The organism is Streptomyces hilarionis (assembly GCF_024539675.1).
Classification (GTDB): Bacteria; Actinomycetota; Actinomycetes; order Streptomycetales; family Streptomycetaceae; genus Streptomyces; species Streptomyces hilarionis.
The window spans coordinates 1-1,569 of the sequence record NZ_JAHHIT010000342.1; the positions used below are offsets into that span (position 1 = coordinate 1).

General features: G+C 52.2%; 1 protein-coding gene. It reads right to left on the reverse strand.

Annotated features, from left to right (window positions below; genetic code table 11):
• Positions 1–104: 104 nt before the first annotated feature.
• Positions 105–1,406, reverse strand: a complete 1,302-nt coding sequence (locus tag KMS84_RS43545; RefSeq protein WP_011920678.1) for an ISL3-like element IS1411 family transposase — start codon at positions 1,404–1,406, stop codon at positions 105–107.
• Positions 1,407–1,569: the final 163 nt, after the last annotated feature.

A 1,569-nucleotide genomic window follows, 5' to 3' on the forward strand; every position in this document is an offset into this window, starting at 1 on the left:
TGCGTTGCCTTGGATACTGATCCAAGCCACCAGATATTATTTCACCTCATGGTGCGTACAGGGCTTCGCTCCTGTGAGGCCAGGTCTTTTCCGGCTCTTCGCATTTAAGGGTGTAGCTGATTTCTAAACCCTCCTGACTTCAGCAAGCACCTGGCTATGTAATTGGTTAAATTTCTAAAGCCCAAGGCGGTACCTCGTAAGTGCTCAAGTCGCCCGTTGATAGCTTCTGTTGGACCGTTGCTGGTTCCTGGCCGGTCGAAGTAGGCAAGGATGCTCTCAGCGTATTTTTTCAGCGTTTCCCCCAAGCCTTTCACCTCGATGAGCGCTTTGGGCAAGTCGCTGGCTGTAATGATATTTATGACCTCTTCCATGAGTTTTTTACCACGTTTTCGATCCGGCTCGTTGTAGGCGCTGACCACCCGTTGGTACATGCTCCAGGTGCAATCCACTTCGAGGTGGTGCTCATCTGCAAACAGCTGGAACAGTTGCTTTTTGTTGGCGTCAGACAGGTAGCTGATCCGAGTCAGTAGCGTTCGACGGCTTTTGTAGAGCGGGTCATTTTTACGCCCTCTGCGGCCCAGGATGTCGTGTTGCACACGCCGGCGGCATTCATCCAGCATGTTGCTTGCCCAGCGCACGACATGGAAAGGATCCAGCACGGTTTGGGCTTGAGGCAGGGCTTCTTGCGCTGCAGATTTAAACCCCGTAAAACCGTCCATGGCAATGCTTTCGATCTGGTCACGCCACGATTTGGGGCGACTCTGTAGCCATTGCTTAAAGGCTTGTTTGGAGCGGCCTTCCAGCACATCGAGCAAGCGGGCCGGCCCGTTTTTGTTACGCACGGGCGTAAGGTCAACCACGATGGTGACGTACTTGTCACCACAGCGTGTATGTCGCCAAACATGCTCATCCACGCCCAGCACGGTCACACCGTCAAAACGTGTCGAGTCATTAAAAAGCAGGCGCCGTCCTTCGTTGATAATGGCATTATTAGCGGTGTGCCATGCAACATCAAGCTGGCTCGCAACACGAGATACCGACAGATGATCCAGCACGATGGCAGCTAATGCCCAGCGTATCGCCCCATATGAAAGCTTTGAACGTGGAGGTGCTGCACTGTTTGTATCTTCATGCCAGAAACAGCCGCAAGCACAACGCCAGCGACGGATACGCAGCAGCAATCTGGTTGGTCGTTGTCCGTAAGGTGTGTGAGCAAGATGCCTATCGACAGTACCGCGTGAAACACCAGCAGCCCCGCACTTGGGGCATGGCTCGGGTGCTTTGGTTAAACGACATTCGATGACGGCGCGCTCTGCACAAAGATGTTGTCCAGTGGCAGTCAGGCCGAGGTTATTCAGTTGGCAAAAGCTGGAAAGATCAGGGCTAGAAAAGGTAAGATTGTTCACGTCGGGGGCTTAGTTTTTGTTGGTGTGAGAGCTTACATTTTCTAAGATCCTCGACTCCTTTTCCAGCCGGTCAGATTTTTTCTACACCCTTAAATGCGAAGAGCCGTTTTATAGATATCTTTATCATTGCGCAGGCCTTGCAAGATGCCCTTCACAACATAGG